The following is a 425-nucleotide window of genomic DNA, read 5'->3' as shown; positions in this document are numbered from 1 at the left end:
CCAAATGTATGACCTAAATTTAAAAATTTACGTACACCTTGTTCTTTTTCATCTGCAACAACAATATCCAGCTTCGTTTCAATACCTTTAGCAATATATTTATCCATACCATTTAATGACTGTAATATCTCTCTATCTTTAAAGTGCTGTTCGATTTCTTGCGTCGTTGATTCACCATTCAATAACGCATGCTTATAAACTTCTGCATAGCCACTTAATATTTGCTCAAATGGTAACGTCTTTAAAAAGTCTAAATCATAAATCACAGCAGTTGGACGATAAAATGCACCGATAAGGTTTTTACCTTGTTTTGAGTTAATACCCACTTTACCGCCAACACTAGAATCATGCGCCAAAATCGTTGTAGGAACTTGTATAAAATGGACACCTCTTAATAGTGTTGCTGCTACAAATCCTGCAAAATC

Annotated in this window: 1 protein-coding gene; it reads right to left on the bottom strand. The window is 34.4% G+C overall.

Translation table 11 applies throughout. The features are described from left to right. A partial coding sequence (locus IDG60_RS02720; protein WP_481906076.1) for a 3-dehydroquinate synthase family protein occupies positions 1–425 on the bottom strand: 425 nt, incomplete at both ends.

Source organism: Staphylococcus sp. EG-SA-2 (assembly GCF_017152085.1).
This window is presented reverse-complemented; position numbering and strand designations above follow the sequence as displayed.